The sequence below is a fragment of the Achromobacter sp. 1011791174 genome (genome assembly GCF_059760925.1).
In genome coordinates, this window is sequence record NZ_JCBANH010000039.1 from 24,520 (window position 1) to 50,019 (window position 25,500).

Below are 25,500 nucleotides of genomic sequence, written 5' to 3' on the forward strand. Positions count from 1 at the left end.
ACAAGCCCGCATCCAGGCGCGGCACAACCATAAAACACACAGGAGGCGGCACGCGCCCTAGCGCGCGCCGGAGTCATGACCCATCCCCACCATCGGTTCCTGGACCGCCTGCAGGGCAGCGCGCAGGCGGGCCAGGACAACATCCGCTTCGGCATCCTCGACATCCATCACCCCGTCTTTCCCATCTCGGTGGCCGTGATCGCCGCCTTCGTGATCTTCGCCCTGCTGCAGGCCGGCCCCACCGAGGCCGCGCTCAACGGCATCAGAGGCTGGCTGACCTCGACCTTCGACTGGCTCTTCATGGGCGCGGCCAATCTCTTCGTGCTGTTCAGCCTGTTCCTGATCTTCTCGCCCATGGGCAGCGTCGTGATCGGCGGCCAGGATGCCAAGCCCGAATATTCCTTCGTCGGCTGGACCTCGATGCTGTTTGCCACCGGCATGGGAATCGGACTGGTCTTCTTCGGCGTGATGGAGCCCATGCATCATTTCAACAATCCGCCGCTGGGCCTGGCGCCGCCGCTGGACGCGCAAGGCCAGCTGGTTGCCCCGGCCGTCGCGCCCGCGCGGGAGCTGGCCATGGCCGCCACGGTGTTCCACTGGGGCCTGCATCCCTGGGCGATCTACGCGGTCGTCGGCCTGTCGCTGGCGCTGATCACCTACAACCTGCGCCTGCCGCTGTCCATCCGGTCGGTGCTCTATCCCATCCTCGGACTGCGGCACGCGCGCGGCGCGCTGGGCAACGCCATCGACATACTGGCCGTGTTCGCCGTGCTGTTCGGCCTGGCGACTTCGCTGGGCCTGGGCGCGCAGCAGGCGCTGGCCGGCCTGCATCACCTGTACGGCATCGAGATCAACGCGCAGAACAAGATCATCCTGGTGATCGTGATCTCGGCGATCGCGCTGGGCTCGGTCGTGGCCGGCATCGAGGCGGGCGTCAAGCGCCTGTCCGAGCTGAACGTGGCGCTGGCCCTGCTGCTGATGCTGCTGATCATCGCCGTGGGCCCGACCGCCGACATCCTGCAAGGCCTGCTCGACAACACCGCCGCCTACCTGCGATACCTGCCGCAACTGTCGCAGCCCTTCGGCCGCGACGACAACGCATTCCTGCAGGGCTGGACCTCGTTCTACTGGGCCTGGTGGATCTCCTGGTCGCCCTTCGTCGGCATGTTCATCGCCCGCATTTCCAAGGGCCGCAGCGTGCGCCAGTTCCTGGTCTGTGTGCTGATCGCGCCGACGCTGGTCTCCATTTTCTGGATGACCACCTTCGGCGGCACCGCGCTGCACCAGCTGGTGGCGCAGGGCTATACGGGCGTGCAGGAAATGGTGCTGGCCAACCAGCCCGAGCTGTCGCTCTTCATGATGCTGCGCCAGCTGCCCTGGGCCGGCCTGACCTCGCTGGTCGCGATCGTGCTGGTGGTGATCTTCTTCGTCACCTCGTCGGATTCCGGTTCGCTGGTCATCGACGGCATCACCGCCGGCGGCAAGGTTGACGCGCCCATCATCCAGCGCATCTTCTGGGCCGTGGCCCAGGGCGTGGTCGCGCTTATCCTGCTGCTGGGCGGCGGACTCAATTCCCTGCAGGCCGCCTCGGTGGCCACGGGCTTTCCATTCCTGTTCGTGCTGCTCCTGATGATGCTGTCGACCTGGCGCGTGCTGCGCTGGTGCCATCGCGCCGAACGCCGGGCGGTTTCCCCGTCGCCGCGTTGAGGCCGCCAGCGGCCCGGCGCGCCGGGCCGCCCATCGCGGCTCAACAGGAAAGGCCGATCCGTTCCTGTGCCGCTGGCGACGGCGTCTTCAGCAGGAATTCCTTCAGGCTGGCGACCTGGCATTTCTTGAAGATGCGGTTCTTGTAGGTCACCACGGTGGCTGGCGACAGGCCCAGCTCGCGCCCCACCTGCTTGGCGGTATGGCCGCGCCGCAACAGGCCGGCCACCTGGATCTCTCTCAGTGAAAACCCCGAAGCCCAGCTCTCGGCCCCGGCGCATGCCGGTTCGGCCGGGCAGCGCAGTTCGCGATGACGCCGGCTCAGCGCGATCAGCAGCGGCGCGCAGCCGCGCAGCAGATCCTCCACGCCGGCGCCGTGCCGTCGCGAGAAATACAGGTTGATGTAGCAGACGCCATCGTCGCGCGCGCCGATGACCGAGATCTTGCTGGCGAAGCCCGGCCGCTCGAACAGCAGGCGCCGGTATTCGGCATCGGGAATACCCTCGGGACAGAGCGTCTCGACGATCAGGTCTTCCGAACGGCGCCGCTGTCCCGCCATGCCGCAGAGCATCTGGTAATTGGGGTCACGGCGATAGAAGCTGCCATTGACATAGAGGTTGGTCGTCCATTCGATCATGGACTGATTCAGCAGGCTGGCGGCCGAACACTGGCCCAGTCCGCCGGCCCGGTCGTAGCTCAGGTCGGTGACGTGGTCGGCGCCCACCAGATCGCGCAGACCCGCCAGCAAGGTGGCATGAAAGGCCGGGCCGCCCAGGCCGGTGATCACGGGAACTGCCCACTGCCCGCCGTCCGCGCGCGCGAACGCTTGATGGCTTGTCTCTCTCATGGTTCTGGCTCCCCCAGTCTTGGCGATCGATTCTACGGGGATCGGCGGGCCGCGCATTGTCCTCTTGCGTGAGGACATGACGCCCGTCGGCGGCACTTCTACATTGGTGCCCTGACGCCGAGAACTATAGATCACTGGAGCACAAGGTCAAGCCATGATGGAGCTTCCCACCTACCCATTCGTCAGGCCCGACGAGCTGGACCGAGCCCGGTCCGCGCCGCACCCGGTCATCGTCGTGGGCGGCGGCCTGAGCGGCCTGACGATGGCGCTGGACCTGGTCCGCCGGGGCCAGCGCGTGACCCTGCTGGACGACGACAACACCGTGGGCGTGCGCGGCCTGGCCTCGCGCGGCATGGTCTGGGCGCAGCGCACGCTGGACATCTTCGACCGCCTGGACGTGGCCGACGCCATCGTCGCCAAGGGGGTGCGCTGGAACGTCGGGCGCGTGCTGTGCCGCGATGCGGCAGTCGCCTCGTTCACGTTGCAGGCGCAGCCCGACATGCGCCACAACGGCTTCGTGAACCTGCAGCAATACTATCTGGAAGCCTTCCTGGTCGAGGCGCTGCAACGTGAGCCGCTGGCCGAGCTGCGCTGGCTCAACCGCGTCGACGCGATCGACTCGCCCGCCGACGGCGGTCCGGTCACGCTGCGCGTGCACACGCCCGAGGGCGACTACCGCACGCAGGCCGAATGGGTGATCGCCTGCGACGGCGCCAACAGCCCGCTGCGCCAGGCGCTGGGCCTGCGGCCCGAGGTGTACGACCGCAACGAAGACCGCTGGATCATCATCGACGTGGTGCTGCGCGGTACGTCCTGGCCGGAAGAGCGCTGGACCTGGCTGGACGCCGGCAGCAACCACGGCCGGGCCGTCTGGCGCCACAAGATGGCCGACGACACCTGGCGGCTGGACTTCCAGCTTCGCCCCGACGAGGACGCGCAGGCCGCCTGCACGCCGCAGGCCATGCGCCAGCGCGTCTGGGACCTGCTGGGCGAACAGGTCGATTTCGATATCGCCTGGCACGGCGTCTGGGCCTATCGCCACGAATGCCTGCCCGGCCTGCGTCATGGCCGCGTGCTGTTCGCCGGCGACTCGGCGCACCTGGTGGCGCCGTTCGGCGCGCGCGGCGGCAACGGCGGCATCCAGGACGCCGACAACCTGGGCTGGAAACTGGCGCTGGTGCTGCAGGGACGCGCCAGCGACACGCTGCTCGACAGCTACAGCGCCGAGCGCAAGCACGCGGCGCTGGAGAACATCCGCCAGGCGCGGCGCTCGTCGCGCTTCGTGCATCCCGGCCCGGCCGAATCGGCGCGCATGTGGCGCGACGCCATCATCGCGCTGGCCCCGCGCCACGACGTGCCCGCGCGCATGATCAATACCGGCCGGCTCTGCATGCCGGCCATCTATCCGCCGTCGCCGCTGGCGCATCCCGCCAGCCCGCATGCGGGACGCGCGCTGCCCAACGTGGTGCTGGACCGGCGCGCGCAGCGCTCACTGCACCAGCTGCTCGGCCCCTGGTTCACCGCCCTGGTCTTCGGCGACCCCGTACCGGACATCCCGGAGCCGGCCGCCGACGACGCCCTGCTGCGTCGCGTGACGGTCGGCGCCCATTGCGATGCCGAGGGCCGCGAGGCGCTGCGGCGCCAGCTGGGCGTGGAGATGAACGGCGAAGTCTGGCTGATCCGACCGGACCAGCATGTGATGGCCGCCGTCGATGCCGCCGCCTCGGGCCAGGCTGGCGCCGCCCTGCCGGACTGGATCGCCGCCGCGCTCTACCCCTGCGCCTACCGCGCGTCCTCGGACGCGTACTCCCCATCGAATGCCGGAACCCACGCCCATGCCCATGTCGCAGCCACAGCTTGACGATCTGCTCGAACGCCTGATCGCGCTCACCAGCGCGCCCGATCCCTCGGTCCAGCGCGACCGCCTGGCGCAGCTGGTGCTGCTGCTGATCGAAGCGCTGGGCGACGGCGACCGCGCCCAGGCCGCCGTCGACGAAATGATGGCGGCGCACGCGGACCCGTCCTGCCTGTCCATTCCCTGATTCCCGGAGACCCCGCATGACCCAATCCGACCTGCCCCGCGACGCCGAGTCCGGCGCTGCCCTGCGCGGACTGCATCACTTCGCCTGGCGCTGCCGAGACGCGGAGGAAACGCGCCACTTCTACGAAGACATCCTCGGCCTGCCGCTGGTGCACGTGGTCAAGGAAGAGCGCGTGCCGTCGACCGGCGAATACTGCCCCTTCGTGCATCTGTTCTTCGAATTCGCCGACCACTCGCACATCGCCTTCTTCGACCTGGGCGACAACGGCGTCAGCGTCCCGGATCCCGCCACGCCGCGCTGGGTCAATCACTTCGCCATGGAAGTCGAGGACGAGGCCGCGCTGGAAGCCATGCGCCAACGGTTGACCGGGCACGGCATCGAGACCGTCGGGCCGACCGACCACCACTTCATCCGCTCCATCTACTTCTTCGATCCCAACGGCCTGCGCCTGGAAATCACCGTGCGCCTGCCCATGCACGACTACGTCGCCGACAAGCGCCGCGCCGCGCACGACGAGCTGGCCGCCTGGACCCGCGACAAGGCCGCCGGCCTGCGGCCCGGCCAGAGCGGCACCAGCAGCCAGGCGCGCCAGGCCGGCTGACCCCCTGTTTCGTTCTTCACAAGGAAATCCCATGAGCAAGCCTTTCGCGTCCCAGGCCGACCTGGCGGAAAAGAAAATCTCGTTCGAGCGCCTGTCGGACAACGCCTATGCCTACGTCGCCGACGGCGATCCGAATTCGGGCGTCATCATCGGCGACGACAGCGTGATGGTGGTCGACGCCACGGCCACGCCGGCCATGGCGCAGGACCTGATCCGCGCGATTCGCGGCGTCACCGACAAGCCTATCCGCCATGTCGCCCTGACGCACTACCACGCGGTGCGCGTGCTGGGCGCGTCCGCCTTCGCCGCCGAAGGCGCGGCCACCGTCATCGCCAGCCGTGGCACGCACGAGCTGATCGTCGAGCGCGGCCAGGCCGACATGGACTCTGAGATCGGCCGTTTCCCGCGCCTGTTCCGCTCGTCCGAATCGATCCCCGGCCTGACCTGGCCCACCCTCGTGTTCGAACGCGAGCTGACGATCCGGCTGGGCTCGCTGGAGGTGCGCATGATGCATCTGGGCAATGGCCACACGCGCGGCGACAGCGTGGTCTGGATTCCGTCGCAGGGCATCTGTTTCGCGGGCGACCTGGTCGAGTTCAACGCCGGCGTCTACACCGGCGACGCCTACCTGGCCGACTGGCCCGCCACGCTGGATCGTCTCGAAGCGCTGCGCCCCGCGCAGATGGTGCCGGGCCGAGGCCCGGCGCTGACCACGCCGCAGGACTGCCGAGAAGCCATCGGCTACACGCGCCGCTGGGTGCAGACGCTGTACGGCTGCGCGCGCGAGGGCGTGGCCAGCGGCAAGTCGCTCAAGCAGGTCTATGCCGACACGCGACGCGTGATGGATCCGGAATTCGGCCATGTCGTCATCTACGAACACGCGATTCCCTTCGACGTCTCGCGCGCCTACGACGAAGCCAGCGGCATCGTCGACCCGCGCGTCTGGACCGCCGAGCGCGACCGCGACATGTGGGCCGAGCTGAACAGCTGAAGCGCCGCCCCGACGAACTCCGCAGGAGATTGAACCCATGAAACTCGCCACCTTGAAGAACGGCGCGCGCGACGGCCAACTGGTCGTCGTCAGCCGCGATCTGTCTCGCCACCTCGCCGTGCCCGCCATCGCCGCCACCTTGCAGCAGGCGCTCGACGACTGGACTCGGATCGCGCCACGCCTGCAAGCCGAATACCAGGCCCTGAACGACGGCCGCCGCGCCGGCGAACCCTTCGATCCGGCGCATTGCGCCGCGCCGCTGCCACGCGCCTATCAGTGGCTGGACGCGTCGGCCTACCTGAACCACGTCGACCTGACCCGACGCGCGCGCGGCGGCGAAATGCCGCCATCCTTCCTGACCGATCCGCTCATGTACCAGGGCGCGTCGGACGACTTCATGGGGCCGCGGGATCCCATCACCGCCGCCAGCGAGGACCTGGGCGTGGACCTGGAAGCCGAGATCGTCGTGATCACCAACGACGTGCCCCTGGGCGTGAACGCCGACGACGCGCTGCGACACATCGTGCTGCTGGGCCTGGTCAACGATGTCACGCTGCGCAACGTGGTGCTGCCCGAGCTGGCAAAGGGCTTCGGCTTCCTGCAAGGCAAGCCGGCCTCGGCGCTGTCGCCAGTGCTGGTCACGCCCGACGAGCTGCAACCGTACTGGCGCGGCGGCAAGCTGCACCGGCCCATGCAGGTCTGGCTGAACGACAGGCTCATCGGCCAGCCCCAGGCCGGCGAGGAAATGCAGTTCCACTTCGGCGAGCTGATCGCGCATGCGGCGCGCACGCGCCGCCTGGGCGCCGGCACGCTGCTGGGCAGCGGCACGATCTCCAACGCCAGCGACGCGGCCGGCGTCTGCTGCCTGGTGGAAGCGCGCGTGCGCGAGAAGCTGCGCGATGGCGAAATGCGCACGCCATTCCTCAAGCATGGCGACCGCGTGCGGATCGGCATGCGCGACGATGCCGGCGCGAGCCTGTTCGGCGATATCGACCAGGTGGTGGAAATTCCCGCCACGCGGCCGTTGCCGGCCACGGCCGCACTTGAAACCGCCGCAGCCTGAACGGAGCGCGCGATGGCCGAATCCGCTTCGATCCCCGTGCTGCACAGCTACTGGCGCAGCTCGGCCGCCTACCGCGTGCGCATCGCGCTGGCCCTGAAGGGCCAGCCGTACCGCAGCGTCACCTGGCAGATGGCGCAGGGCGAGCACCTGCAGCCGGCCTACCGGCGCCTGGCGCCGTTCGGCCTGGTGCCGATGCTGGACATTGACGGCCTGCGCCTGCAGCAGTCGCTGGCCATCATCGAGTACCTGGAGGAACGCAACCCCGAACCCACGCTGCTGCCGCCAGGCCGCGCGGCCCGGGCGCGCGCCCGCGCGCTGGCGCAGCTGATCGCCTGCGAGGTCCATCCGCTGAACAACCTGCGCGCGCTCAAGCGGCTGCGCACGCAGTTCGGCGCCGACGACGAGCAGGTCGGCGAGTGGTATCGCCATTGGTGCCACGAGGCCTTTTCCGCCTTCGAGGCCGCGCTGGGCGACGACGACGGCTCGCCCTACGCGCTGGGCGACGCGCCCGGCATCGTCGAGTGCTTCCTGATGCCGCAGGTCTACAACGCCAGACGCTACGGCGCGGACCTGGCGCCGTATGGACGGATCGACGCCATCGCGCGGGCCTGCGCCGCCCTGCCAGCCTTCCAGGCCGCCAGCCCCGAGCACCAGCCCGACGCGCCGCAGCCCGCGCCGGCCGCGAATCCCGCCTGAACCGCGCAGTCCCATCGCAGTCCCCCAGGAGGGCCGCGCCCCGCGCGGCCCTCCCAAGATCAGCGGCGCCGCCGCCACCCAGGAGACAAACCATGCAAACCGAGATTTCCGCGCCCGGCGCCGCCGTCGCGCCCGCCGGCCGCCCGCTGATCAGCGCCGACGACCGCAAGGTGCTGGCCGCCACGCTGGTCGGCTCGACCATCGAGTGGTACGACTACTTCATCTATTCGCAGGCCGCCGGGCTGGTGCTGGGCGCGCTGTTCTTCGCCCCCTTCACCCAGAACAATCCGGAATGGGCGCTGATCCTGTCCTTCGCCACGGTGGGCGTGGCCTTCCTGTTCCGGCCGCTCGGCGCCATCATCTGCGGACACCTGGGTGACCGCTACGGCCGCAAGCGCGTGCTGGCCGCCACGCTCATCCTGATGGGCTCGGCCACCGCGCTGATCGGCCTGCTGCCGTCCTATGCCGTGCTGGGCGTCTGGGCGCCGGTGCTGCTGGTCGGACTGCGCGTGCTGCAGGGCTTCTCGGCCGGCGGCGAATGGGGCGGCGCGGCCCTGATGGCGGTGGAACACGCGCCGGCGCACCGCCGCTCGCTGTTCGGCGCCTTTCCGCAGATCGGCGTGCCCATGGGCATGATCGTCGCCACCGGCGTGCTCTGGTGCCTCACCACCGCCATCGGCATGGAACGCTTCATGGACTGGGGCTGGCGCGTGCCCTTCCTGCTGTCTGTGCTGCTGATCGTGGTTGGCACCTTCATCCGCCGCGCGGTCGAGGAGTCGCCGGTATTCCTGGAGATGCAGGCGCGCAAGCGCGCCAGCGCCGCGCCGCTGGGCCAGCTGCTGCGCAGGCATCCGCGCGAGGTATTGCTGACCGCGCTGATCTTCGTGGGCAACAGCGCCGCCGGCTATCTGCTGGTGGGCTTCTTCATCAGCTACGGCAGCCGCGCGCTGAAGATGCCGGCCCAACAGGTGCTGATGGCCTGCACGCTGGCCGCCGCCGTCTGGCTGGCCACGACCCTGCTCGGCGGCTGGCTGGGCGACCGCATCGGCCGGGTGCGCACGTTCCAGATCGGCTATGTGCTGCTGGCGCTGTGGGCCGTGCCGATGTGGGGCTTCATCGACGCCGCCGACATCGGGCAATTCACGGCCGCGCTGGTGATCCTGGCGCTGCCGCTGGGCCTGACCTACGGCCCGCAGGCCGCGCTGTACGCCGAGATGTTCCCCGCCGGCGTGCGCTACTCGGGCATCTCGGTCGGCTATGCGCTCGGCTCCATCCTGGGCGGCGCCTTCGCGGCCATGATCGCGCAATGGATCATCTCGGCCACCGGCAAGTCCTGGATGGTGGGCGTGTACGTCATCGCCATGGCCCTGGTGTCCCTGGTCGCCGTCAGCCTGGTCCGCGAACGGGCCGGCGCCACGCTGCACGCAGAATGACCTTGCCACCACCACGTCCCGCCATGGCCCTCCCCATCCGCCGCCAGGACCTGGTCGACTCCGTCGCCGGCGCCCTGCAGCACATCAGCCATACCCATCCCGCCGACTTCCTCGCGCACCTGGCCGAGGCCCATGCGCGCGAGGCCAGCCCGGCCGCGCGCAATGCGATGACGCAGATCCTGCTCAACTCGCGCATGGCCGCGACGGACCGGCGCCCCATCTGCCAGGACACCGGCATCGTCAACGTGCTGCTTGAAGTCGGCATGGACGCGCGCTGGAGCGGCTTCGACGATGGCCTGGAGGATGCCGTCAACGAAGGCGTGCGCCTGGCCTACCGCCATCCCGACAACCCGCTGCGCGCGTCGCTGGTGTCCGATCCGCTGTTCGGCCGCCCCAACACGCGCGACAACACGCCGGCGGTCATCCATGCCCGCGTCGTGCCTGGCGACACCTTGACGGTCACGGTGGCGGCCAAGGGCGGCGGCTCCGAGAACAAGGCCCGGCTGGCCATGCTGAACCCGGGCGACAGCGTGGTCGACTGGGTGCTGCGCACGGTGCCCGAGCTGGGCGCCGGCTGGTGTCCGCCCGGCATCCTGGGCATCGGCGTGGGCGGCACCGCCGAGAAGGCCATGCAGCTGGCCAAGGAAAGCCTGATGGAACCGCTGGATATGCTGTCGCTGCGCGCGGCGCTGCGGGCCGGTCGCGTGCTGACGCCGGAACAGGCCCTGCGCGTCGAGCTGCATGAGCGTGTCAACGCGCTGGGCATCGGCGCGCAGGGCCTGGGCGGGCTCAGCACGGTGCTGGACGTCAAGCTCAGGACCTATCCCACGCACGCCGCCGCCAAGCCGGTCGCGCTGATTCCGAACTGCGCCGCAAACCGCCATGCGCGTTTCACCCTGGACGGCCACGGTCCCGCCCGCTTCGACGCGCCGCCGCCCGCCGCCTGGCCGGACCTCGCGCCGGCGGCCACGACGGAAGGACGGCGCGTCGACCTGGACACGCTGACGCGCGACGACATCGCGCAATGGCGCGCCGGCGACACGCTGCTGCTCAACGGCCGCATGCTCACCGGCCGCGACGCCGCGCACCGGCGCATCCAGGATCTGCTGGCGCGCGGCGAGCCCATGCCCGCCGATTTCGCGGGCCGGGTCATCTATTACGTCGGCCCGGTGGACCCGGTGCGCGGCGAAGCCGTCGGCCCGGCCGGACCCACCACGTCCACGCGCATGGACGGCTACACGGAGATGATGCTGGCGCGAGGCGGCCTGCTGGCGATGGTGGGCAAGGCCGAGCGCGGACCCGAGGCGGTCGCGGCGATCCGGCGCCATCGCGCCACCTACCTGATCGCCGTCGGCGGCGCCGCCTATCTGGTGTCGCAGGCCATCCGAGGCGCGCGCGTGGTGGCGTTCGAAGACCTGGGCATGGAAGCCATCTACGAGTTCGACGTGGTCGACATGCCCGTCACCGTGGCGGTGGACGCGCAGGGCGGCAACGTGCACGAGGACGGCCCCGCGCGCTGGCGACGCACGCCGGCAGGAGCCATCGGCGGCATCGCGATCCGCGGCGCCTGAGCGGCGGCGCGGCCCGCGCCGCCTCAATGCTCGATGAACTCTTCCAGGCGACGCACCGGCGCGTCCGCCGGACGCGGCGTCTGCTTGGGCACGGGCTTGCCCGAACCATCCAGCGGGTCGATCTTGGGATCGTCCCAGGTGCCGGTGACGGCGTACTCCATGGTCATCGCGCTCGCCAGCGGATGCTTGAGCAGCCACTGCGTCACGAAAGCGCCCAGGCCGATCAGCGGATTGACTGCCAGCGCCGTCACCACCGCCGCGCCGCTGGCGTCCAGGTTCGGAATCACCACGGCCTTGAGGTTCCAGCGCTCCTGCACCACGTTCACGTCGCCGGCCAGCACGATGGCCGCCACGGGTCCGTTAACCTTGTAGCCATCAGTGCGCAACACGCCGTCGGACAGCTTCATGTGGCCTCGGATGGTGTCGAACGGAAAGCCGTCGCGCAGCAGGCTGGTGGGGTTGGCTTCCAGCTTGGCCAGGCGCTGCAGCGATTGCAGCGACAGCAGTTCCAGCAGCCGCGCCGTGCGCGAGTTCACGTGCATGAAGCGGCCCTTGTCGACACTGACCTCGACCTCGCCATCGATGTCGGCGATATTGTGGGTCCAGGGCAGGTTGCGCCAGGTCATGCGGCCCTGCATCGTGCCGTCGCCGCCGGACACCATCTTCTCGAAGCCGATCCGGTCCATGAAACCGCCCAGGTTGGCGAACTTGATCGCCGCGTCCACGGTCAGGCCGCGGCTGGCTCCGTCCAGCGTCCAGTCGCCCTTGGCGTCGAGCTTGGCGGCGTCATTGGCGATGGACAGCTTGTCCAGCCGCCAGCGGCGGCCGCGCTCCAGGTTGGTGCCCAGCACCTGCAATTCGCCCAGGTTTTTCCCGTAGAGCAGGAACTGCTTGGCTTGCAAATCGATGGCGGGAATGTCGGACAGATCGCTGTTCGAGGACAGGGCCTCGTCGGCCTTGTTGCCGTCGTCCTCGCCGCCCAGCGCCAGGTGCTTCAGGCGCGCGGTGATCTGGCCGGCGATGGCGCCGGATGCCTCGCGCCATTCCAGCGAACCGGCCGCCTGGCGCGACTGGATGTCCACGCGCCACTGCGCCGGATCCGGGCGGGTGGCGTACAGGGTCAGGTCATTGAGCGTGTAGCCGCTGGTGCGCAACACGCCCGTGGCCAGGCTGACGCGGCCGGGCGGCGGCAGGATCGGCTTGGGCGCCGGCTTGCCCTTGCCGGGCTGGACGGAAAAGCCGTCGCCGACCTTTTCCCAGCCGTCCATGTCCAGTTCCGGCAGGCTGGCGCTCAGGCTCAGCGCCGCTTCGGTCGGCAGGCTGGCCGGGCGATTGATGCCGACCGCGCCGCGCGCGAAATACGACGCCGACCTGCTGGCGGGATCGCGCTCGAACAGCGCGTTGACCGTCGTGCCCAGGCTGGCCGTCAGCCAGCGCCGGCCACGGCTGCCCTGGTCCTGCGCGGAGCCCCATTGCAGCTTCAACAGCTGCGAGGACTGCGCGGACTTGCCAACCGGCGCCGGCATGTCGATCGCCATCCCCGCCAGATCGGACTCGCCCGAGATCTCGACCGCGCCGCCCTTCTGGTAGCTGAGCTTGCCCTTGTATGCGGCCTTGCCCGAGAAGCGCGACATCGACGCGGCATTGCTGATCTGCGTCAGGCCGGCGCCAGCCAGCGTGCCCTCGAAGTTCAGCGCGTCACCGCTTTGCGCCAGCCGTCCGGAGATCTTCACGGGTCCGCCCAGGAACTGGGCGCGGACCTCGCGGGTCTGCACGCCCTTCTCGGAAAACTCCAGGTCGCCGTGCATCTGCGTCAGCAGCGGCACTTCCGGCATGAAGGAGAAGCTGTTGTCGGCGAACTGGATATGGCCGTCCACCTGCGTGTCGTCGGTATTGAGCAGCGGCACCGTCAGCTTGATCGGCATGCGCCAGTCGCCCGTGCCCTGGGCCTCGTCCAGCGCGCCGTCGAGCAGTTTGCCCAGCGGCGAGTTGGCCACCAGCGCCAGATAGGCGGGCACGGGCCCGGAGCTGTTGCCGGTCACCTGCAACACGGAATTGAGTTCCATGTTCGGAATGACGGCGCTGATCGCGCCCAGCGACAGCGTCTGACCCGGCGCCGGATGCATGAGCGCGCCGCCCGCCGTGTCCAGCGTCAGGCTGACCTTGTCGATGCGGAAGTTGCCGGACAGGTTCTCGAGCATGGGCCAGGCCTTGCGCTGCGGCCGCGCGGGGGCATAGTCCACGGTCGCGCCGGCGTACTCGCCCGCGATGACGAATTCTCCCTGCGCGCCCGGCGCGCCGTAAGGGAAATCGTCCAGGTCGCCTTTCAGCGTGATCGCCGCCGAGCGCATTTCGCCCGCCGGCAAGCCGGTGGCCAGCCATTCGCGCGCGTCGGGATTGACCGTGAGCGGCAGGTAGCGGTGGATGGCCGGCATGGCGCCACGGATCATCACGCCGCGCAGGTCGGCGCTGCCGGCGGCGGTCTTGCCCTCGGCGCGCCATTGGCCTTGCAGGCGCACGTCCAGGTCCTCGTTGCGGACCCGCAGCTCGGCGATGTCGACGAACCAGTCGCGCGCATCCGGGCCCTTGACCTGCGCGTCCACGTCCAGCTCGCCCACCTTGACGGTCGGCTGCTCGAAGACGTCGGGCAGCGTGAACTGGAACCGTTCGGCGCGGCCCTTGAGCGAGGCGTTGGGCGCGCCCGGGCTGCGGGCCAGGGCCAGGCTGTCGGTCTGGATGAAATCACCCGGCAGCCCCTGCACGCGGAACTGCGCGTACTCGCCGCGCAGCGCCGGCCCTTCGGGACGCGCCGCCCAGGACAGGCCGCGCACGGCCAGGTCGGAGGTCAGCTCGGTGAACTTGCCGTGGTCCAGCTGCAGCCAGGCGCGGCCGCTCAGGCGGCCGGCCACGGGCGGCGCCGGCAGCCAGGCAGACCAGGCCAGCGGCTCCAGATCGTCGGCCTGCAGATAGATCTGTCCGCTCCAGTTGGCGGGGTTGCCCGCGTCGCCCGAGAACAGGCCGCGATTGAACTCGGCCCGCAGGTCCAGCTGCCGCGCCAGCGCCTCGCCGGCCGAGGCGCGCAGCGCGAATCGGTGCGACAGCCGGCCGTTGCGCGCCAGGAATTCCACGTCGCGCAGCGTCAGTTCCGGCGCCTGGCGCAACTCGTCCTGCCAGCGGATGACGGCGCCATGGATCAGCAATTCACGCTGCGAGGTCAGCCAGCGCAGCGCGGGATGCTCCAGCCCGGGCGCGGGGCCGCCCTGGTCGTTCAGGTCGATCGCCATGCCGGCGACCCAGAGGCGGTTCTGCGCGTCGCGGCGCAGGTTCAGTTCGGGTTGGTCGAGCCGCAATTGCAACAGCCGAGGCGACAGGGTCAGGATGCTGCGCCAGGCCAGCACCGCGGATACCTTGGGCAGGGTCAGCACGGCATCGGCCGCGCCGTCATGGACCTGGACCGAAGCCAGATCCAGCCTGGGATTGAGCCCCTGCCAATTGGCCTGGATCGCGCCGATCGAAACCTGTGCGCCCAACGCCTGGCTGGCGTAGGCTTCTATCTGAGGCCGCCATTGGTCGACGCGGGGCAGGACCCAATAGCGCAGGCCCAGCAACCCGATGGCGGCGACGCCATAAACGGCCAGCGCGCCCCAGTACAGGCCGCGGAGCACTTTTTTCGGAACAGACACGGATCAGTGGGCAGGAGTAAGGGTCTTGCGGTATCGTCCCCACTTATACCTGAAACGCGTCCTTTAGTCTGCGCCTATTTCATCATGACACCATCGCCCACCCTCGCCCCCGTCCTGGCCTGGTCCGGCCACCTGCGCCGCCGCCTTGAGGCCCTGCCGGACCTGGCGGCCTGGCTGGAAACGGCCCGCCAGGCGCCCGTCACGCCGGCCCGGCTGGCCGAATGGCGCGATGAACTGGCGGGCATGGACGACGCCGCGCCGCTGCCGGTCGACGCCTGCCGCATGGTGCTGCGCAAGCTGCGCGAACGCGTTTTCTGCACGCTGATCGCGCGCGACCTGGGCGGCCAGGCGCCGCTGGAGGAAGTGGTGGGCGCCATGACGGCGCTGGCCGATCTGGCGGTGGCCGAAACCTACCGCAGCGTAGCGTCCGAACTGGCCGCCGTGCACGGCGTGCCGCGCGACCCGGCCACCGGCCTGCCCCAGGAAATGCTGATCGTGGGCATGGGCAAGCTGGGCGGCTGCGAGCTGAACGTGTCGTCCGATATCGACCTCATCATGCTCTATGGCGAGGAAGGCGAGACCGACGGGCCGCGCCGCATCAGCCACCATGAGTTCTATGGCCGCCTGACGCGCCGCATGATGCCGGTGCTGTCCGAGGTGGACGCCAACGGCCAGGTCTTCCGCACCGACCTGCGGCTGCGCCCGGACGGCGACGCCGGCCCGCTGGCCTGGAGCCTGGACGCGCTGGAACACTACCTGATCGGCCAGGGCCGCGAATGGGAGCGCTATGCCTGGCTCAAGGCCCGGCTCATGCCCGCCCGCGCCTTCGAGGGCAGCGACAGCGCCCTGCAGGCGCGGCAGCTGGAAAGCCTGCGCGTGCCCTTCGTGTACCGCAAGTATTTCGACTTCGACGCGCTGGCCGCGCTGCGCGCGCTGCGCGAGCGCATCCGCCAGGACTGGCAGCGCCGCGCCAGCGCGCGCAACGGCATCGACAGCGCCAACAACATCAAGCTGGGCGACGGCGGCATCCGCGAGATCGAATTCGTGGTCCAGCTGGCCCAGCTGATCCGAGGCGGACGCATGCCGGCCCTGCAGCGCCGCGGCCTGCTCGAAGCGCTGCACGCCGAAAGCGCCGCCGGCCTGCTGCCCGAAGCCGACGCGCAGCGGCTGGAGGCCGCCTACCGCTTCCTGCGCCGCACCGAGCACGCGCTGCAGTACCGCGAAGACGAGCAGACCCACCTGCTGCCCGGCGACCCCGCCCTGCGCGCCGCGCTGGCGGCGGCGCTGGGCATGCAGGCCGGCGAATTCGAGGACACGCTGGCCGCGCACCGCGCCTTCGTCTCGCGGACTTTCCGCAACGTGTTCCGCCTGGTCGGCATGGGCGACGCCGAGGAGCCCGCGCCGGCCGCCGATGCGGCCGACAAGGAAGAACCCGACGAACAGTGCGAGCTGGCCGGACAGATCCGTCAGGCCTTCGGCGACGAGGCCGACGACCTGCTGCGGCGCGCCGACACCCTGATGGGCAGCCACCGCGTGCGCAGCCTGCCCGACGCCAGCCGCCGCCGCGTCGAAGCGCTGTTGCCGGCCGCCCTGCGCGCCGCGCGGCAGACGCCCGCGCCGCTGCAGGCGGCGGTGCGGCTGTTCGACCTGATCGAGACCATCGCCCAGCGCAGCGCCTACCTGGCCCTGCTGGCCGAATATCCCGACACGCTGGCGCGCGTGGCGCGCATGGTGGCCGCCAGCCCCTGGGCCGCGCAGTACCTGACCCAGCACCCGCTGCTGCTCGACAGCCTGATCGACTGGCGCACGCTGTTCGAGCCGCTGGACTTCGGCCAGATCGCGCGCCAGCTCGCCGCCGACCTGGACGCCTGCCGCCTGCCCGACGGCGATCCCGACATCGAACGCCAGATGAACCTGATGCGCGACGTGCAGCGCCAGGCCAGCTTCCAGCTGCTGGCGCAGGATCTGGAAGGCGAGCTCACCGTTGAAAAGCTGGCGGACCAGCTGTCCGCCCTGGCCGACCTGCTGCTGGCCGAAACCATCCGCCGCGCCTGGCCGCTGGTGAACCGGCAGCCGGGCGCCGAGCCGCGCTTCGCCGTGATCGCCTACGGCAAGCTGGGCGGCAAGGAACTGGGCTACGCCTCGGACCTGGACCTGGTGTTCCTGTTCGACGACCCGCGCGACGACGCCGCCGAGGTCTACGCCAAGCTGGGCCGGCGCATGACCTCCTGGCTGTCCACCATGACCTCGTCGGGCCGGCTGTACGAAATCGACCTGCGGCTGCGGCCGGACGGCGACGCCGGCCTGCTGGCGGTGTCGGTCGAAGCCTTCGAGCAATACCAGCGCAAGCACGCCTGGTCCTGGGAGCACCAGGCCCTGACCCGCGCCCGCCATGCCGCCGGCGACGCGGCGGTCGGCGAGCGCTTCGAGCGCATTCGCGCCGACATCCTGGTGCAGCCGCGCGATCCGGCGGCGTTGCGCCAGGAAGTGCTGGAAATGCGCGGCAAGATCAATGCGGGCCATCCCAACGCCACGCCCAATTTCGACCTGAAGCACGACGCGGGCGGCATGGTGGACGTGGAATTCGTCACCCAATATCTGGTGCTGTGCCATTCGGGCAGCCACCCGGTGCTGGTGCGCAACCTGGGCAATATCGCCCTGCTGCGGCTGGCGGGCGAAGCCGGCCTGATCCCGACCGACCTGGCCCTGCAAGCCGGCGACGCCTACCGCACGCTGCGCCGGGTGCAGCACCAGATGCGGCTGCAGGGCGTGGAAAAGGCCCGCGTCGCGCCCGACCAGTTGCAGGCCGAGCGGGCCGCCGTGCGCGAACTCTGGACCACGGTGCTGGGCTGAGCCGTCCGGGGCGGGCGGGTCGGCGGCCCGCCTTGCGCCAACTCGTCGTAAAATAAGGGTTTTTCCGGCCGCACCGGCCGTCTTTCCCTGTCTTGTCCGCCATGTCCGAACTCGTGCGCCCCAAACTCGATCTCCCCGCCGGCCGCAGCAAGGTGCTGATGCACTCCTGCTGCGCGCCCTGTTCCGGCGAGGTCATGGAAGCCATGACGGCCTCCGGCATCGACTACGCGATCTACTTCTACAACCCGAACATCCATCCGGTCAAAGAGTACGAGATCCGCAAGCAGGAGAACATCCGCTACGCCGAGCAGCACGGCATCGAGTTCATCGACGCCGACTACGACATGGACAACTGGTTCGACCGCGTCAAGGGCCTGGAAGACTCCCCCGAGCGCGGCGAGCGCTGCACGGTCTGCTTCGACATGCGCTTCGAGCGCACCGCGCTGTACGCGCACGAGCACGGCTTCGACACCATCACCAGCTCGCTGGGCATCTCGCGCTGGAAGGACATGAACCAGATCAACGGCTGCGGCGAACGCGCCGCCGCCCGCTACGACGACCTGGTCTACTGGACCTACAACTGGCGCAAGGGCGGTGGCTCGCAGCGCATGATCGAGATCAGCAAGCGCGAGAACTTCTACCAGCAGGAGTACTGCGGCTGCGTCTATTCGCTGCGCGACACCAACCGCCATCGCCGCTCGCAGGGCCGCGAGCGCATCCATATCGGCGTAAAGTTCTACGGCAAGGAAGACCTGCTCAAAGAGGAAAACCTCTAGGACGGGTCAACGCCAGGAACGGCCCGGAACGGGCTGTCGGCGGACAACACCACGGGGCGCGTTCAGCGCCCCGTCGCGTTTTCGACGGCGCGGCGCCGGTACTCGGAAGGCGACACGCCGTAGCGGCGGCGGAACGCGTGGCTGAAGCGCGCCGCGTCGGAAAAGCCGTAGCGGAAAGCGATATCGCCGATCTGGCGCGCGGCCTGGGCGGCGTCGCACAGCATTTCGCGGCAGCGCTCCAGGCGCGCGCTGAGGATGAAATCCGCCGGGGTGGTCGAGGCCTGGGCGAACAGGTTGTACAGATAGCGCCGCGACACCCGCAACGCGGCCGCGGCCATGGCCGGCGACAGCTCGGGATCGTGCAGGTTCTCCAGGATGTACTGCTGCACGCGGCGCAGTTGCGCCTGGCGCAGCCCGGCCTGCTCCTGGTCGGCACGGCCGCCAGCGCGCTCGCTGATGTCCAGCCCCATCATCTGCATCACGGCATTGGCCGCGTCGCGCGCCGCGCTCTCGGACAGATGGGCATGCTCGCCCAGCGCCACGCGCAGCAGGTCCATCGCCATGCGCCCGCAACCCTGGCGCGCGCTGAATACCCGCGCCACCGCGTTCTGCATATAAGGCTCCCAGGCCTGGACCTGCCTGCCCGGCACCTGCATCACCAGGAAATGCGCATTGTCGTCCACGTCGACCTCGTAGGGCCGCGTGGTGTCGTACACGCCCCACTCGCCCGGCGCCAGCAGCGCGCGCCGCGACGCCTGCCGGATCTCGCTGCGGCCAGACAGCTGCAGCGTGACCTTGTAGCCGGCGCTCTCGGACTGGTTGGCCTGCAGCCGGCTGCGGCTGACGCGCTGCGCGCTGGTATGCAACTCGCTCACGCGCAGCCACGCCAATTCGTCATCGGCCACGCTGCTGCGAAAACGCCCAGGGTGCAGCGCGGACACGTCCAGCGGCACGAAGGCGCTGCTGATGCTCTCCTTCCAGCTGGCGCAATCCAGGAATTGCTTGGGCGCGCTGCGCAACAGGGTTTGGGACATGACGGCTCCGGCTTCACGGTCTCTTTTGAACTCTTTCTAGCACCCGAGATCGCCCCCGAGTATCGGTGACAACCCCTATGGTCTGCCGGCGATGGAAAGAGTCCCGCTGCCGCCCGATCCCGAACCGCGTGCGCTCAGGGCTGCCGATGGCTGCCATAGGAATACTCGGACAGCTGGAATCCGCGCTCCGCCAGTTCCCGCCCCAGCGCGTGCCGCACCGGCACCACGTCGTCGTAGCGACGCGGCCGCGCGGCGGCGACCTCGGCCTGCGTGTAGGGCTGGAAGTCCGCCGGCAGCTGCGCCGCGCTGAACGAAGCCAGCACCCAGTTCAGCACCGCAGCCAGGTCCGCGTCGCTCAACTGCGACTGCGCCGCGCCGGGCACGCGGATCAGGTATTCGCGCCCGGCCGGCAAGCGCGTGAAGTGGCCGACCGAATCGCGGAAGTCCGGTATGCCGTGGCGCGTGCTGCCGCGCCCGTCCACCCGATGGCAGCCGGCGCATTGCAGCACGTAGTCCGCGCGCGCCGCCGCGCGCAGCGTGGCCTCGCCGCTGGCGGCCCGGTCCTGCGACCAGGCCGCCAGCGGCGCCAGCAAGGCGAGCGCCAGGACCGCCGCGTGCCGGCGCGGCCCCCCGACGAAACGCCTGGTCCCGTTCATGGTTTGGGCTTGGCCAGGCCCACGATCACCGACGTGGTGCAGTGGAAGATGGACGACTCGTTCGACATGCACCAGTTCACGTCGTTGTGCAGGAACATCTGATAGCCCGGCCGCTCGCGCTCGGCCGCCGCGCACATGCACTTGCCGCAGGCGGTCTTGCCGCAGCAGTCGTTGTAGCTGATCAGGTAGTCCTTGCCGTCCAGCGGATTGTGGCAGGTGCCGACCCAGGACACAGCCGATGGCGAGGTGCCCGGCGGGCAGGACGTCATGCTGCCGCCGCAGCAGGAGCACAGGAAGCCGTCCACCGCGCAGTAGCGCCAGTAGTCGCAGGCGGTCTCGTCGGTCTGCGGCTTCTTGGCGGCGGCGGCTGGCGCCGCGCGCGCCACCGGCAGCACCGGCATGATGAAGGCGGCGCCGACGAACAGGCGGCCGATGCGGTTGAGCACGCTGCGCCGCGAGGTGGCGTGGGCGACGGAGCGCGCGGCGCGCTCCCCAAGCTTATCCAGCCAGTGCATTGCGGTTCTCCTTGCGCGAAATGCGGGTCTCGTCCAGGGTCGCGCCGGTGGCCAGGAATTCCTGCACCGACGCCACGCCCAGTTCCTTGGCGGTGAAAAGGCTTTCCAGCTGTTCGCGGGAATTGACCAGGCCCTTGGCGCGGATCGTGCCCGACTCGTCGATCAACACCGCATAGGGCAGCTTGCTGATCTGGAACTTCATGCCCAGCTCGGTGGACAGCAGATACGGAAAGCGCTCCAGCCCCGCCTGGCGGTAGAACGCCAGGTGCTCCGGCATCTCGCCGTCGCTGGCCAGCACGATGCGCAACCACGCATGCTCGGTCCCGGCCACCGACTTCAGGATGGGCAGCAGCTTCTTGCAAACCGGGCACGACGGCGACAGGAAGAACAGCAGCTGGCTCTGCCCGCCGCCGCCGCCCACCGCGACCGGACGGCCCAGCAGGTCGTTGATGTCGAAGCGCGGCGCGGCCTCGCCCACGGCCGGACCGCGGTCCATGGTCAGCGCGCCCATCGGCGCGACGCGTTCATACAGCACGCCGATCTGGCGCGACAGGGCCAGGATGACGAGCACCAGGCACAGCAGCACGCCCCACAGCAGGAAATTGGAAATGATCAAGGCATCCATGTGACGCTCCCTTCAGATTGCTTGCAGCTTGAGATGCGAAGCCAACAGGTGGTTGGCCGTGAAGTACAGGGCGACGGCGCTGGCGGCCAGGCCGAACACCGACGCGGCGTCCGTCCACAGCAGGCCGCGCGACAGGCCGGCGGCGCCGGCCGCCAGCACCGGCGCGGTCCAGGCCGCCAGCGCCGCGTTGCGCGCCACCAGCCACCAGGACAGTCCTGTGCCGCGCGCGCCGGGCCGGCGCGACATCGGACCGGAGCAGCCGCAGTCCATGTCTCGGCGGCCGCGCGCCAGATTGAACGCCAGCCCGGCCGTGGCCGTGGCCAGCACCAGCAGCGCCAGGCCCGCGCCCGCCGGCTGCCACGCGGGCGTCAGCAGCAGCGCGCCCGCCGCCACTTCGGCCAGGGCGAACAGCAGCGCGAACGGCGCGCCGATGCCGGCCGGCAGGATCTCGTAGGCCGACACGGCGGCGGCGAAGCCGGGCAGGTCGCGGAACTTGTCCAGCGCGCCCAGCAGCAGCACGCAGGCCAGCGCCGCGCTGGCCGAATAGAAGAGCACGGGATCGGTCATTTCGCGGCTCCCGCCCAGGGCTGCGGCTCGACCTGCAGCGCCGTCTCGCCCGCGCCCTTGATGGCGCCCTTGAGCACCGGCGCGACCGGCGCGGCGTCGTAGACATTGACGTTGCCGCCGTCGATGGTGAAGAGCCGGGGCTTGTCGTCCTGCGACACCGACATGGACAGCGCGCCCTGGCCCGGGATGCGCGCCACGCGCTTGCGCGTGGTCAGGTCGTAGACCCAGATCTCGGCGGCCGGCGTCTTGTGCGTGCCCTCGGCGCCGTTCGGGTGCATGCCCACGTACAGGCGCTTGTTGGCCCGGTTCACCGCCAGCAGGTTGTAGCCGCCCGGACGCCAGCCGCGGTCCTTGCCGGACTTGTCCAGCAGCGACCAGGACTCGCCCAGGGTCACGTCCTTGGCGCCGATGTCGGCGCTGTACACATTGCCCTGGTAGGACACGAAGTAGAAGGTGTCGCCGACGTTCTCGGTGTGCGTGAAGATCGGATCCTTCTCCACGTCGAACAGCGGCTTGCTGCGCTGCTGGCCTGACGGCTTGCCGCTGTCGTCCAGGTCCACGGTCAGCAGCGCGCCGTCGCCGCAGATGCTGGCGAAGCCGCGCGGCCGCGACGGCGGCACGATGATGCTCCAGCAGCCGGCCGTGGCCGTGACCTCATCGGTGAACTTGCGCGTCTTCAGGTCCACCACCGTCACCGAGGTGGCCGGCGTGGCGTTCTGCACGAACAGCAGGCCGCCGTCGGTGCTCTGGCGCAGGTAGTTGCGGTAGTTCAGGGCCTGGGCGCGCTTCTCGGGAATGGCCACCTCGTACTTCGGCGTCAGCGCCTCGGCGTCCCAGGCCTCGACCACGTCGATGCGCTTGCCGCGGTTCAGGCGTTCGTAATAAGACGTCATCACATAGATGTCCTTGCCGTCGTTCGACACCGTCATGTGGCCGTTGAAGGACGTGGGCACCAGGCCCAGGAACTTCAGGCTGTCGCCGTCGTAAAGATTGACGCGGCTGTCCACCAGGTGGTTGAAGGCCGCGTCCATGACGTAAAGGCGATGCGGCGTGGCCGGCGGCAGGCGGGTGCCGCCTTTCAATTCCTCCACGGGCAGATCCGCCCGGGACGCGCCGGCGGCGGCGGCCAGCGCGGCGCACAGCGCCCAGCCTCCCACCCGCGCGGCGCGTGTTCTTGCACGTAGCGCACTCATTGTCTGTCTCCTTTCATGATCCTGTTCCTAGAATGCGTAGACATAGCGCATCTGCACGCCGCGCATGCGCGGCCCGTTCTCGACCTTGAGGTCGTGGATGTATTGCAGCTGAATCTGGTTCGACGGATTGATCTGGTGCGTCAGCTCCAGCGCCAGCTGGTGGTTGCGCGCGCGGCTGGTCACCGTCTGGCCGCCGGAACGCTCGCGCCCGCCGGTCTCGTAGCGGTAGCGCACGCCGGTGTAGGTGTTCTCGGTCAGGTTGGTCGAGGCCAGCGCGAACAGACGCAGCGACGGATCCTTCTTCAGGGTCTGGCCGAACCAATCGGTGTTGCGGCCATAGATCTCGACCTCGGCGATCGCCTCCAGGAAGGTGGATTCGCCCACGCCCTGCACGAAAGAGAAATCCTGCACCGTCGACCAGCGGTTCTTGCCCGGCGACACGTCAGGACGCGAGCCGTCGTAGCGGCCCACCGGCACCGTGATGAAGGGCTCCCAGGCGAACCAGGTCTTGTTCTGTTCGTTGTTGTAGAGCCAGAAAGCCGAACCCAGCGTCACGTCGCCAATGCCGGATTTGCGGTCGCGCGGCGCGCCGGGCGCTTCCTGCGTGGTCCGGCTCATCGGCACGATGAATTCCAGCTGCACGGTCTTGCCGTAGAAATCGCGGTAGTGCATCTGGCGGTAGATCAGCATGTCCACGTCCACCGACACGCCATCCGCGCGCTTGCCCGCCGTGTAGACGCCGGACGAACGCAACCCGGCCATGTAGCCGGCGATGATGTTCGTCCCCACCGGCGCGGGTATCCAATCGCGCGCGCTGGGGTCTCCCGCCCACGCCGCCTGCAAGGCCCCGACGCAAGCCAGCGCGAACGCCGCCCCTGCGCGAGACCGGAAACCGATCCTGCCTGCCATGCACTTCCCCTTGGTTGTCGACGCCGGCGCGGCCGCCGTTATGTCCCGGTCTGATCCGCGCGCGCGCCGTTTTTGGCGTTCTAGCCTAGTAAGCGATGCAAACCGACTTCTTCTCCAGGTACATGTCCATCACGGCGCGGCCGTGTTCACGGCCAATGCCCGACTGCTTGAAACCGCCGAACGGCATGTTCGGATCCAGCATGTTGTGCGTGTTGACCCAGACCGTGCCCGCCGCGATGCGCGGGATCAGGCGCTGCACGCGCGACAGATCGTTGCTCCAGATGCTGGCGCCCAGGCCGAAGACGCTGTCGTTGGCCAGGCGCACCGCGTCGTCCAGCGTGTCGAAGGGCTGCGCCACCACCACCGGGCCGAAGATTTCCTCGCGCACGATGCGGGCATCGGGCCGGACGTCGGCGAACACCGTGGGGCGCACGAAATAGCCTGCGCCCGCGCCGGCCTCGCCGCCCGCCATGACGCGGCCGCCCTCGGCGCGGCCCAGGCCGATGTAATCCAGCACGCGCTGCTGGTGCCGCGCCGACACCAGCGGACCGACCTGCGTATCGGCGTCGAAGCCGGAGCCCAGCTTCATGCCGGCGGCCACGTCGGCCAGCCCCTGCGCCACCTTCTGGTACAGGCCGCGCTGCACGTACAGGCGCGAGCCGGCGGTGCAGACCTGGCCCTGGTTGAAGAAGATCGCGGCCGCCGCGCCCTGCACCGCGCGATCGACATCGCAGTCGTCCAGCACGATCACCGGCGACTTGCCGCCCAGCTCCAGCGACACGCGCTTCATGTCGTCGACGGCGGCGCGGCCGATCAGCTTGCCGACCTCGGTGGAGCCGGTGAAGGCGATCTTGTCCACGCCCGGATGCGCGACCAGCGCGGCGCCGGCGGTTTCGCCACGGCCGGTGACCACGTTGACCACGCCGGGCGGAAAGCCGGCTTCCAGCACCAGCTCGCCCAGTCGCAACGCGGTCAGCGGCGTTTCCTCGGCGGGCTTGAGCACCACGGTGCAGCCGGCCGCCAGCGCCGGCGCGATCTTCCAGATCGCCATCAGCAGCGGGAAATTCCAGGGAATGATGGCGCCGACCACGCCCACCGCCTGCGGCAACGTATAGGCGCTGTACTGGGTTCCCGGCGGGAAGGGGATCGACAGCGACAGCGTCTCGCCCGTGATCTTGGTGGCCCAGCCGGCCATGTAGCGCAGCCATTGCGCGCCCGAGCCGACCTCCAGCCCCTGGGCCACGCCCAGCAGCTTGCCGTTGTTCAGCGTCTCCAGGCGCGCCAACTCGGCGCCGTGGCGCTCGACCAGATCGGCCAGCGCCAGCAGCAGGCGCTCGCGCCCGGCCGGCAGCATGTCGCGCCAGGGGCCGGATTCGAACGCGCGCCGCGCCGAGCGCACCGCCTGGTCGATCTCGGCGGCGCCGGCATCCGGCACGCGCGCGATGACCTGTCCGGTGGCCGGATCATGCACCGCGATGGGCTCGCCCTGCCCCGACCGCACGGGTTGGCCATCGATGAGCATGTGCTCCCGGATGGCGCCCAGTTCGGGACGTTCGGCGGCGGACGGAGTGAGGGTGGACGACATGCGGGCGCTCCAACGGATAGGTGGAGGCCAGGATAGCGCCGGCGTCCGGCGGACACTTGTCGGCGCGTGCATGGCGATTTGTCATTCTGCGCACGAGGCGCAAAAGCAAACGGCCCGGACGCCGCGACAACGCCCGGGCCGGATCACGGCAAGGCG

At 69.6% G+C, this 25,500-nt stretch carries 21 protein-coding genes; 11 read left to right on the top strand and 10 right to left on the bottom strand.

The window, feature by feature from the left end; all coding sequences use genetic code 11:
* The first annotated feature begins 75 nt into the window (after window positions 1-75).
* On the top strand, window positions 76-1,707 hold the full coding sequence (locus AC6LJ5_RS15355) for a BCCT family transporter (protein WP_103275370.1): 1,632 nt from the start codon (window positions 76-78) through the stop codon (window positions 1,705-1,707).
* A gap of 40 nt (window positions 1,708-1,747) precedes the next feature.
* Here the strand turns inward: AC6LJ5_RS15355 and AC6LJ5_RS15360 are convergent, their stop codons facing one another.
* Window positions 1,748-2,551: a helix-turn-helix transcriptional regulator gene (locus AC6LJ5_RS15360; protein ID WP_498140917.1), complete on the bottom strand. Its 804-nt coding sequence runs from the start codon at window positions 2,549-2,551 to the stop codon at window positions 1,748-1,750.
* Window positions 2,552-2,705: 154 nt separating this feature from the next.
* On the opposite strand from AC6LJ5_RS15360, the gene AC6LJ5_RS15365 reads away from it, so the two are divergent.
* The 8 genes from AC6LJ5_RS15365 to AC6LJ5_RS15400 all read left to right on the top strand — a co-directional run bounded on the left by AC6LJ5_RS15365 (window position 2,706) and on the right by AC6LJ5_RS15400 (window position 10,948).
* On the top strand, window positions 2,706-4,412 hold the full coding sequence (locus tag AC6LJ5_RS15365) for an FAD-dependent oxidoreductase (RefSeq protein ID WP_498140918.1): 1,707 nt from the start codon (window positions 2,706-2,708) through the stop codon (window positions 4,410-4,412).
* Window positions 4,387-4,593, top strand: a complete 207-nt coding sequence (locus AC6LJ5_RS15370) for a DUF2783 domain-containing protein (protein ID WP_498140919.1) — start codon at window positions 4,387-4,389, stop codon at window positions 4,591-4,593. Before AC6LJ5_RS15365 ends, AC6LJ5_RS15370 begins: the two co-directional genes overlap by 26 nt.
* A gap of 16 nt (window positions 4,594-4,609) precedes the next feature.
* A complete protein-coding gene (locus tag AC6LJ5_RS15375; RefSeq protein WP_498140920.1) occupies window positions 4,610-5,194 on the top strand; it encodes a VOC family protein in 585 nt (194 codons plus the stop codon).
* A 31-nt stretch (window positions 5,195-5,225) separates the two neighbouring features.
* A complete protein-coding gene (locus AC6LJ5_RS15380; RefSeq protein ID WP_103275375.1) occupies window positions 5,226-6,185 on the top strand; it encodes an MBL fold metallo-hydrolase in 960 nt (319 codons plus the stop codon).
* Between the two features lie 37 nt (window positions 6,186-6,222).
* Window positions 6,223-7,248: a fumarylacetoacetate hydrolase family protein gene (locus AC6LJ5_RS15385; RefSeq protein ID WP_498140921.1), complete on the top strand. Its 1,026-nt coding sequence runs from the start codon at window positions 6,223-6,225 to the stop codon at window positions 7,246-7,248.
* Between the two features lie 12 nt (window positions 7,249-7,260).
* Window positions 7,261-7,944: a maleylacetoacetate isomerase gene (maiA, locus tag AC6LJ5_RS15390; RefSeq protein WP_498140922.1), complete on the top strand. Its 684-nt coding sequence runs from the start codon at window positions 7,261-7,263 to the stop codon at window positions 7,942-7,944.
* Window positions 7,945-8,036: 92 nt separating this feature from the next.
* Window positions 8,037-9,377, top strand: a complete 1,341-nt coding sequence (locus AC6LJ5_RS15395; protein ID WP_498140923.1) for an MFS transporter — start codon at window positions 8,037-8,039, stop codon at window positions 9,375-9,377.
* A 23-nt stretch (window positions 9,378-9,400) separates the two neighbouring features.
* A complete protein-coding gene (locus tag AC6LJ5_RS15400) occupies window positions 9,401-10,948 on the top strand; it encodes a fumarate hydratase (RefSeq protein WP_498140924.1) in 1,548 nt (515 codons plus the stop codon).
* 23 nt (window positions 10,949-10,971) lie between these two features.
* Here AC6LJ5_RS15400 and AC6LJ5_RS15405 read toward each other — a convergent pair whose 3' ends face one another.
* Window positions 10,972-14,613: a YhdP family protein gene (locus tag AC6LJ5_RS15405; protein ID WP_498140925.1), complete on the bottom strand. Its 3,642-nt coding sequence runs from the start codon at window positions 14,611-14,613 to the stop codon at window positions 10,972-10,974.
* A 102-nt stretch (window positions 14,614-14,715) separates the two neighbouring features.
* Here AC6LJ5_RS15405 and glnE point away from each other — a divergent pair, with 102 nt between their 5' ends.
* Both glnE and AC6LJ5_RS15415 read left to right on the top strand, forming a co-directional pair.
* Window positions 14,716-17,484 carry a bifunctional [glutamate--ammonia ligase]-adenylyl-L-tyrosine phosphorylase/[glutamate--ammonia-ligase] adenylyltransferase gene (gene glnE, locus AC6LJ5_RS15410; protein ID WP_498140926.1) on the top strand — a complete coding sequence of 923 codons (2,769 nt, stop codon included), beginning with the start codon at window positions 14,716-14,718 and terminating at the stop codon, window positions 17,482-17,484.
* Window positions 17,485-17,585: 101 nt separating this feature from the next.
* Entirely contained in the window at window positions 17,586-18,260 is a 675-nt protein-coding gene (locus AC6LJ5_RS15415; protein ID WP_103276576.1) for an epoxyqueuosine reductase QueH, read from the top strand.
* Window positions 18,261-18,322: 62 nt separating this feature from the next.
* Here AC6LJ5_RS15415 and AC6LJ5_RS15420 read toward each other — a convergent pair whose 3' ends face one another.
* From AC6LJ5_RS15420 to styD, 8 genes are all read right to left on the bottom strand, one after another.
* Window positions 18,323-19,294, bottom strand: coding sequence for an AraC-like ligand-binding domain-containing protein (locus tag AC6LJ5_RS15420; protein ID WP_498140927.1), 972 nt, complete (start codon window positions 19,292-19,294; stop codon window positions 18,323-18,325).
* Between the two features lie 134 nt (window positions 19,295-19,428).
* On the bottom strand, window positions 19,429-19,950 hold the full coding sequence (locus AC6LJ5_RS15425; protein WP_498140928.1) for a c-type cytochrome: 522 nt from the start codon (window positions 19,948-19,950) through the stop codon (window positions 19,429-19,431).
* Complete coding sequence (locus AC6LJ5_RS15430; RefSeq protein WP_103275383.1) at window positions 19,947-20,465, bottom strand: methylamine dehydrogenase light chain; 519 nt, start codon at window positions 20,463-20,465, stop codon at window positions 19,947-19,949. The genes AC6LJ5_RS15425 and AC6LJ5_RS15430 overlap by 4 nt, the downstream gene beginning before the upstream one ends.
* On the bottom strand, window positions 20,449-21,090 hold the full coding sequence (mauD, locus tag AC6LJ5_RS15435; protein ID WP_103275384.1) for a methylamine dehydrogenase accessory protein MauD: 642 nt from the start codon (window positions 21,088-21,090) through the stop codon (window positions 20,449-20,451). The genes AC6LJ5_RS15430 and mauD overlap by 17 nt, the downstream gene beginning before the upstream one ends.
* Before the next feature lie 12 nt (window positions 21,091-21,102).
* Window positions 21,103-21,657, bottom strand: coding sequence for a MauE/DoxX family redox-associated membrane protein (locus AC6LJ5_RS15440; RefSeq protein ID WP_498140929.1), 555 nt, complete (start codon window positions 21,655-21,657; stop codon window positions 21,103-21,105).
* The gene (locus tag AC6LJ5_RS15445; RefSeq protein ID WP_392410897.1) at window positions 21,654-22,850 is read right to left on the bottom strand and encodes an amine dehydrogenase large subunit; all 1,197 of its coding nucleotides are present in this window, start codon (window positions 22,848-22,850) and stop codon (window positions 21,654-21,656) included. The genes AC6LJ5_RS15440 and AC6LJ5_RS15445 overlap by 4 nt, the downstream gene beginning before the upstream one ends.
* A gap of 27 nt (window positions 22,851-22,877) precedes the next feature.
* Window positions 22,878-23,759, bottom strand: coding sequence for a transporter (locus AC6LJ5_RS15450; protein ID WP_498140930.1), 882 nt, complete (start codon window positions 23,757-23,759; stop codon window positions 22,878-22,880).
* An 85-nt stretch (window positions 23,760-23,844) separates the two neighbouring features.
* Window positions 23,845-25,344, bottom strand: coding sequence for a phenylacetaldehyde dehydrogenase StyD (gene styD / locus AC6LJ5_RS15455; RefSeq protein ID WP_498140931.1), 1,500 nt, complete (start codon window positions 25,342-25,344; stop codon window positions 23,845-23,847).
* Between the last annotated feature and the right edge of the window lie 156 nt (window positions 25,345-25,500).

Excerpts from the sequence above, each read along its gene's own strand:
- AC6LJ5_RS15355 (WP_103275370.1), top strand. The coding sequence starts at position 76 with ATGACCCATCCCCACCATCGGTTCCTGGACCGCCTGCAGGGCAGCGCG.
- AC6LJ5_RS15360 (WP_498140917.1), bottom strand. The coding sequence starts at position 2,551 with ATGAGAGAGACAAGCCATCAAGCGTTCGCGCGCGCGGACGGCGGGCAG.
- AC6LJ5_RS15365 (WP_498140918.1), top strand. The coding sequence starts at position 2,706 with ATGATGGAGCTTCCCACCTACCCATTCGTCAGGCCCGACGAGCTGGAC.
- AC6LJ5_RS15370 (WP_498140919.1), top strand. The coding sequence starts at position 4,387 with ATGCCCATGTCGCAGCCACAGCTTGACGATCTGCTCGAACGCCTGATC.
- AC6LJ5_RS15375 (WP_498140920.1), top strand. The coding sequence starts at position 4,610 with ATGACCCAATCCGACCTGCCCCGCGACGCCGAGTCCGGCGCTGCCCTG.
- AC6LJ5_RS15380 (WP_103275375.1), top strand. The coding sequence starts at position 5,226 with ATGAGCAAGCCTTTCGCGTCCCAGGCCGACCTGGCGGAAAAGAAAATC.
- AC6LJ5_RS15385 (WP_498140921.1), top strand. The coding sequence starts at position 6,223 with ATGAAACTCGCCACCTTGAAGAACGGCGCGCGCGACGGCCAACTGGTC.
- maiA (WP_498140922.1), top strand. The coding sequence starts at position 7,261 with ATGGCCGAATCCGCTTCGATCCCCGTGCTGCACAGCTACTGGCGCAGC.
- AC6LJ5_RS15395 (WP_498140923.1), top strand. The coding sequence starts at position 8,037 with ATGCAAACCGAGATTTCCGCGCCCGGCGCCGCCGTCGCGCCCGCCGGC.
- AC6LJ5_RS15400 (WP_498140924.1), top strand. The coding sequence starts at position 9,401 with ATGGCCCTCCCCATCCGCCGCCAGGACCTGGTCGACTCCGTCGCCGGC.
- glnE (WP_498140926.1), top strand. The coding sequence starts at position 14,716 with ATGACACCATCGCCCACCCTCGCCCCCGTCCTGGCCTGGTCCGGCCAC.
- AC6LJ5_RS15415 (WP_103276576.1), top strand. The coding sequence starts at position 17,586 with ATGTCCGAACTCGTGCGCCCCAAACTCGATCTCCCCGCCGGCCGCAGC.
- AC6LJ5_RS15420 (WP_498140927.1), bottom strand. The coding sequence starts at position 19,294 with ATGTCCCAAACCCTGTTGCGCAGCGCGCCCAAGCAATTCCTGGATTGC.
- AC6LJ5_RS15425 (WP_498140928.1), bottom strand. The coding sequence starts at position 19,950 with ATGAACGGGACCAGGCGTTTCGTCGGGGGGCCGCGCCGGCACGCGGCG.
- AC6LJ5_RS15430 (WP_103275383.1), bottom strand. The coding sequence starts at position 20,465 with ATGCACTGGCTGGATAAGCTTGGGGAGCGCGCCGCGCGCTCCGTCGCC.
- mauD (WP_103275384.1), bottom strand. The coding sequence starts at position 21,090 with ATGGATGCCTTGATCATTTCCAATTTCCTGCTGTGGGGCGTGCTGCTG.
- AC6LJ5_RS15440 (WP_498140929.1), bottom strand. The coding sequence starts at position 21,657 with ATGACCGATCCCGTGCTCTTCTATTCGGCCAGCGCGGCGCTGGCCTGC.
- AC6LJ5_RS15445 (WP_392410897.1), bottom strand. The coding sequence starts at position 22,850 with ATGAGTGCGCTACGTGCAAGAACACGCGCCGCGCGGGTGGGAGGCTGG.
- AC6LJ5_RS15450 (WP_498140930.1), bottom strand. The coding sequence starts at position 23,759 with ATGGCAGGCAGGATCGGTTTCCGGTCTCGCGCAGGGGCGGCGTTCGCG.
- styD (WP_498140931.1), bottom strand. The coding sequence starts at position 25,344 with ATGTCGTCCACCCTCACTCCGTCCGCCGCCGAACGTCCCGAACTGGGC.